Genomic DNA, 5,974 nt, shown 5'->3' with positions numbered 1-5,974 from the left:
GCAGCGCAACCCCCAAGCCCTCCCCCCCCCCCCCCCACCCCCCCCCTTCCCCCGCCCCCCCCCCCCCCCCCCCCCCCCCCCCCCCCCGCGCCGTTGTCATGTAGTCGAGAGAGTTGGTCCAGCCGTGGTCATCGGGTTCTCCATCGCCCTCATCATTTTCAGCCTGCTGCTTCTGCTGCTCGTGCTGATGCACAAGGGGAAGGGCGGCGGCCTCTCGGACATGTTCGGCGGCGGCATGCAGTCCTCCGTCGGCGGCTCCTCGGTGGCCGAGCGCAACCTCGACCGGATCACCGTCGTGGTCGGTCTGCTGTGGTTCGCCTGCATTGTCACCCTTGGCCTGGTGATGAAGTTCCAGAAGTAGGGCCGACGTTCGACTCCCGCGCATCCAGGGAGAACTGACGCCTCGTCGCCACCCCGGCTTACTATGGGGAGACGTCCTCGGGGGACAGGTCGAGCGCCTGCCACTGGACGGCACGTAAGGTCTCCGTAAACTGGCGACCTCGCAGCACCATCACGCAGGGAGTTACGACCGTGGCAAGTGGCAACGCGATCCGTGGAAGTCGGGTCGGAGCGGGGCCGATGGGAGAGGCCGAGCGCGGCGAGTCCGCGCCGCGCCTCCGCATCTCCTTCTGGTGCTCGAACGGGCACGAGACCCAGCCGAGTTTCGCCAGCGACGCGCAGATCCCGGAGACCTGGGACTGCCCACGCTGCGGCTTCCCGGCGGGGCAGGACGAGGAGAATCCGCCGGCGCCGCCGCGTACCGAGCCGTACAAGACCCACCTCGCCTACGTGCGGGAGCGGCGCAGCGCCGCCGACGGCGAGGCGATCCTCGCCGAGGCGCTGGCGAAGCTCCGCGGCGAGATCTAGCGAGATCAGGGAAGTCCCGGACCTCGGTTGCCGGGCGGGCTCAGACCTCTGAGCCCGCCCGGCGACCGAGGGCTTTCTGTTTTCACGGCACGCTCCGCGGCGGGCGTCTCAGCGGCGGCGCGGCCGGGCCGCGTGCGCGTCCGCGATATGGCCCGTCAACGCGATGGAGGCCGTAGCCCGTTCGTAGGTGAGTTGCGCGACGCGGGCGTACAGGCAGTCCACGATGAGCAGTACGGAGTGGCGGGTGCCGAAGTTGCCGCGCCTGAAGCTGGTTTCGCCCGAGGTGGACGTGAGGCGTACGTCGGCGGCCTGGGCGATCGGCGAGCGCGGGTCGCCGGTGACGGCCACGGTGACGGCGCCGCGCTCCGCGGCCAGCCGCAGCGGCTCCAGCACCTCCCGGGTGGCGCCCGAGTGCGAGATGGCCACCACCGCGTCGGAGGGCGTCAGCAGGGCCGCGGAGGTCTCCGCCGCGTGCACCTCGGTCCAGGCGTGCGCGGCGCAGCCGATGCCGTACAGCCGCGCCTCGGTCTCCCTGGCCACGATCCCCGAGCCGCCGACGCCGTAGACGTCGATCCTGCGGGCCTTCGCGAGCGTCTGCGCGGCCCGTTCCAGTGCCTCGCGGTCCAGCCGGTCGGCGGTCTGCCGCAGCGCCCGCAGATCGGCCTCCGCGACCACCCCGATCACCTGCTCCAGGTCGTCCTCGGGCCCGATCTGCGGCCCGAGCGCCGCCGTACGGGGCTCCGCCTCGCTGCGGCCCTGCTCCTGCGCCAGCTCGATCAGGAGCTGCTGGTACGAGTCCAGGCCGAGCGCCCGGCAGAAGCGGGTGACGGTGGCCTGCGAGGTGCCCGTGCGCCGCCCCAGCTCGGCCGCGGAGCCGTGCGTCGCCGCGACCGGGTCGGCCAGCACCAGCTCGCCCACCTTGCGCAGGGAACCGGACATCCGGGGCAGTTCGGAGCGGATCAACGCGGTGATCATGGTGACTCGTCTCGGCTGGACGGCTTGAGGACTTGCCTGCGGGTGAATCTATCAACCACCATTCGTGGCAATGAGTGAAATCTACAGCCGACCGCTTGTGATCGGCATCGACGCGGGCGGTACCAGCAGCCGCGCGTATCTGGCGGAGGCGGCGCCGGAGACGGCCGGGGGCCCGGCGGAGGTCGTCGTGCTCGGCCGCGGCACCGGGGGGCCGGGCAACGCGCTGAGCGTCGGCCGGGCCGAACTGACCCGGCACCTGACGGACGCGGTCGCCCAGGCGGTCCCGGCCGACCTGCGGGGGCGGGTCGCCGCGGTCTACGGCGGCTTCGCGGGCGCCGCGGAAGGGCTCGGCGCCGAGCGCGGCCACGGCCTCGCGCTGTCCTGTCTGGCCGACGCGCTGGCCGCCAACGGCATCACGGGCGCCGCGATCGGCGTCGGCGGCGACACCGAGGTCGCGCTGGCCTCCGCGCCCGGCGCGCCCGGCGACGGCCTGGTGCTGATCGCGGGCACCGGCGCCATCGCCACCCGGCTCACCGGCAGACGCCGCTCCGCGGTCGTGGACGGCCACGGCTGGCTGCTCGGCGACGAGGGCAGCGGCTTCTGGCTCGGCGGCCGGGCGGTGCGGGCGGCGCTGGAGGCGCTGGACGGCCGCGGCCCCTGGACCTCGCTGGTCGCCAGGGTCGCCGCGCACTATCTGCCGCCGGGCGCGTACGAGCGGCTGGGCGGCACCGGGCGCCTGGACGGCGCGGAACGGCCACTGCCCGACGGCGAGGCGCGCGCCGATCTCAGCGAGGCCATCGTGACCAGCGCGTACGAGCAGACGCCGGCCCGGCTCGCGCAGCTCAGCAGGCAGGCGGTGGAGGCGGCGGACGAGGGCGACGCGGTGGCGCTGCGGCTGCTGGACGGCGCGGCCGATTTGCTGGTGGCGACCGTACGGGCGCTGGAGCCGCGGCCGGGGGAGCCGCTGGTGCTCACCGGCGGACTGCTCGGGCCCGGCGGCCCGCTGCTCGACCGGGTCGTCGCCCGGCTCGACGGGCTCGCGCTGCGGGTCTTCCCGGTGGCGAACGGGGGAGTGGGGGCGGCGGCGCTGGCACGGCTGTTGCTGTGAGGGCGGGGGCCGCTGGTGTAAGGGCGGGGCCCTCTGGGGCGAGGGGTCTCCTGTGGTGAGGCCGGGTTCCTCGCGGGGTCGCGGCGGCGCCGGGGTGTCTTGACGGCGGCGCGAAGGGTGGTTCATTGTTTCATCGGACCATCTCAAAGATGGTTGATCGAGCCGAACCGGCCACCGATCTCACCACCCGACCCACCAAGGGGGCTCGGCCATGGCCGACGCACAGCTCAGCGCCGCCCGGTTCGCCGACGAGGGGCGCGCCGCCGTCGAGCGCGCCATCGCGGCCAACAAGGACTCCGTCGCCGCCGCGGGACGGCTCTTCGCCGACTGCGTGGCCGCCGACGGTGTGATCCACGGCTTCGGCACCGGCCACTCCCAGGCCACCGTCCTGGAGATCGTCGGCCGCGCGGGCGGCCTGATCCCCACCAACCGGATCGGCCTCGCCGACCTCGTGCTGCGCGGCGGCGAGGACCGCTCGGTGCTCGACGACCCGCTGCTGGAACGTTCCCCCGGCCTGGCCAGGCGGCTGTACGACCTGTCGACGCCGCACCCGCGGGACCTGTTCGTGATCGTCTCCAACTCCGGTGTGAACAACTCCGTGGTGGACATGGCCCTCCAGGTCAAGGAGGCGGGGCACCCGCTGGTCGCCCTCACCTCGCTGACCCACACCCGCGCCGTGCCCGCTCTGCACCCCAGCGGCAAGCGGCTCGCGGACATCGCCGACGCCGTCCTCGACAACTGCGCGCCCGCCGGTGACGCCCTGCTCCCGCTGCCCGACGGCGGCGCGCTGTGCGGTGTCTCCACCATCACCTCGGCCCTGCTGGTCCAGATGGTCGTCGCCGAGTGCGTGGGCCTGCTCACCGCCGAGGGGCACGAGGCGCCGGTCTACATCTCCGCGAATCTGCCCGGCGGCTTCGAGCGCAACGCCGTCCTGGAGGAGCGCTACGCGGGCCGCCTGCACCGCGGCGGTTTCTGACCCGCCGCCACTTCTCCCGCGCCACCGAGCCGCCCGCGCTCGCCGAGTCCGCCGCGCTGCCCCGGCGCGGCGGACGCGGCCCGCCGCGGTCACCGTGACGGCCGTATCCGGCGCTCTCGGCACGGTGCGGAACGTCAGTGAGGTGACGCTCCTCCAGGAACGCACCCCGGCGGACCTGCTCGGCCGGGTCAGCGCCGCCAACCGCACGCCTTCCTGATGCCCGCCCTCGTCTCGTTCCGGCGTGTCATCAATTAGCGTGGGGCGTGCAGCGAGGACGAGGAGAAGTGGACTGATGTCCGAAACGAACGCGCAGGGCCCGAAGGCTCTCGACCAGCGTGCCGAATGGCACGCGCTCGGCAAGCACCGCGAGGAACTGGCGGACGCGCACCTGCGGGATCTGTTCGCGGCCGACCCCGAGCGGGGCAGCCGTTACACCCTCCAAGTGGGTGACCTCCACCTGGACTACTCCAAGCAGCTCGTGACGGACGAGACGCTCCGGCTGCTGCGCGAACTGGCCGCCGCGACCGGGGTGTTCGAGCTTCGTGACGCGATGTTCCGCGGCGAGCGGATCAATGTCACCGAGGACCGGGCGGTCCTGCACACCGCTCTGCGCGCCCCGCGCTCCGCGGTGATCGAGCTGGACGGCCAGGACGTCGTGCCCGCCGTGCACTCCGTGCTCAACAAGATGCAGGTCTTCTGCGACCGGGTGCGCTCGGGGGAGTGGACCGGCCACACCGGCAAGCGGATCAGGAATGTCGTCAACATCGGCATCGGCGGCTCCGATCTCGGCCCCGCGATGGCCTACGAGGTGCTGCGCGCCTACACCGACCGCGGTCTGACGGTCCGTTTCGTGTCCAACGTGGACGGCGCCGACCTGCACGAGGCGGTCCGCGACCTGGACGCGGCCGAGACGTTGTTCATCATCGCGTCCAAGACCTTCACCACCATCGAGACCATCACCAACGCCACCTCCGCCCGCGACTGGCTGCTCACCGAGCTGCGCGCCGACGAGTCCGCGGTCGCCAAGCACTTCGTGGCGCTGTCCACCAACGCGGAGAAGGTCGCCGACTTCGGCATCGACACCCAGAACATGTTCGAGTTCTGGGACTGGGTCGGCGGCCGGTACTCCTACGACTCGGCCATCGGCCTCTCCTTGATGCTGGCCATCGGCCCCGACCGCTTCCGCGAGATGCTGGCCGGATTCCACCTGGTCGACGAGCACTTCAGGACCGCGCCGCCGGAGGAGAACGTCCCGCTGCTGCTCGGCCTGCTCGGCGTCTGGTACGGCGGTTTCCACGACGCGCAGTCGCACGCGGTGCTGCCGTACAGCCACTACCTGAGCAAGTTCACCGCCTACCTCCAGCAGCTCGACATGGAGTCCAACGGCAAGTCCGTGGACCGGCAGGGCAACCCGGTGACCTGGCAGACGGGTCCGGTCGTCTGGGGCACGCCGGGCACCAACGGGCAGCACGCGTACTACCAGTTGCTGCACCAGGGCACCAAGCTCGTCCCCGCGGACTTCATCGGCTTCGCGCGGCCGGTCGACGAACTCGGGCCGCTCGCCTCCCAGCACGACCTGCTCATGGCGAACTTCTTCGCGCAGACCCAGGCGCTGGCCTTCGGCAAGACGCCGGACGAGGTCAGGGCCGAGGGCGTGCCCGAGGAACTGGTCCCGCACAAGACCTTCCGCGGGAACCACCCCACGACCACCATCCTGGCCACCGAGCTGACGCCGTCCGTCCTCGGCCAGCTCATCGCCCTCTACGAGCACAAGGTGTTCGTCCAGGGCGCGGTCTGGAACATCGACTCCTTCGACCAGTGGGGCGTCGAGCTGGGCAAGGTCCTCGCCAAGCGCGTCGAGCCCGCCCTCGCCGAGGGCACCGTAGTCCCCGGCCTGGACGCCTCCACCACGGCCCTGGTCGCCAAGTACCGCGAGCTGCGCGGTCGCTGAGGCACCACGCACCGGGGGGGGGGGGGGGGGGGGGGGGGGGGGGGGGGGGGGGGGGGGGGGGGGGGGGGGGGGGGGGGTGGGGGGAGGGGGGGGGAGG

Annotated in this window: 7 protein-coding genes; 6 read left to right on the top strand and 1 reads right to left on the bottom strand. The window is 72.7% G+C overall.

The window, feature by feature from the left end:
- Positions 1 to 124 precede the first annotated feature (124 nt).
- Entirely contained in the window at positions 125 to 361 is a 237-nt protein-coding gene (gene secG / locus ACZ37P_RS00650; RefSeq protein WP_355333892.1) for a preprotein translocase subunit SecG, read from the top strand.
- A gap of 170 nt (positions 362 to 531) precedes the next feature.
- A complete protein-coding gene (locus tag ACZ37P_RS00645; protein ID WP_073497103.1) occupies positions 532 to 867 on the top strand; it encodes an RNA polymerase-binding protein RbpA in 336 nt (111 codons plus the stop codon).
- 108 nt (positions 868 to 975) lie between these two features.
- Here the strand turns inward: ACZ37P_RS00645 and ACZ37P_RS00640 are convergent, their stop codons facing one another.
- Positions 976 to 1,842 (bottom strand): MurR/RpiR family transcriptional regulator, encoded by an 867-nt coding sequence (locus ACZ37P_RS00640; protein ID WP_188284199.1) that lies wholly within the window; start codon positions 1,840 to 1,842, stop codon positions 976 to 978.
- Positions 1,843 to 1,912: 70 nt separating this feature from the next.
- Here ACZ37P_RS00640 and ACZ37P_RS00635 point away from each other — a divergent pair, with 70 nt between their 5' ends.
- The 4 genes from ACZ37P_RS00635 (at position 1,913) to pgi (ending at position 5,877) form a co-directional block, all read left to right on the top strand.
- Positions 1,913 to 2,950 carry an N-acetylglucosamine kinase gene (locus tag ACZ37P_RS00635; RefSeq protein ID WP_355333887.1) on the top strand — a complete coding sequence of 346 codons (1,038 nt, stop codon included), beginning with the start codon at positions 1,913 to 1,915 and terminating at the stop codon, positions 2,948 to 2,950.
- A 211-nt stretch (positions 2,951 to 3,161) separates the two neighbouring features.
- The gene (locus ACZ37P_RS00630; RefSeq protein ID WP_355333884.1) at positions 3,162 to 3,926 is read left to right on the top strand and encodes an SIS domain-containing protein; all 765 of its coding nucleotides are present in this window, start codon (positions 3,162 to 3,164) and stop codon (positions 3,924 to 3,926) included.
- A 94-nt stretch (positions 3,927 to 4,020) separates the two neighbouring features.
- Positions 4,021 to 4,143 carry a hypothetical protein gene (locus tag ACZ37P_RS00625; RefSeq protein WP_402713712.1) on the top strand — a complete coding sequence of 41 codons (123 nt, stop codon included), beginning with the start codon at positions 4,021 to 4,023 and terminating at the stop codon, positions 4,141 to 4,143.
- A gap of 75 nt (positions 4,144 to 4,218) precedes the next feature.
- Positions 4,219 to 5,877 carry a glucose-6-phosphate isomerase gene (pgi, locus tag ACZ37P_RS00620; protein WP_467344177.1) on the top strand — a complete coding sequence of 553 codons (1,659 nt, stop codon included), beginning with the start codon at positions 4,219 to 4,221 and terminating at the stop codon, positions 5,875 to 5,877.
- Positions 5,878 to 5,974 lie beyond the last annotated feature (97 nt).

It is taken from the genome of Streptomyces sp. NPDC024632 (assembly GCF_055559175.1).
The sequence above is the reverse complement of the archived record's forward strand: the minus strand, read 5'-3'. Positions and strand labels throughout refer to the sequence as shown.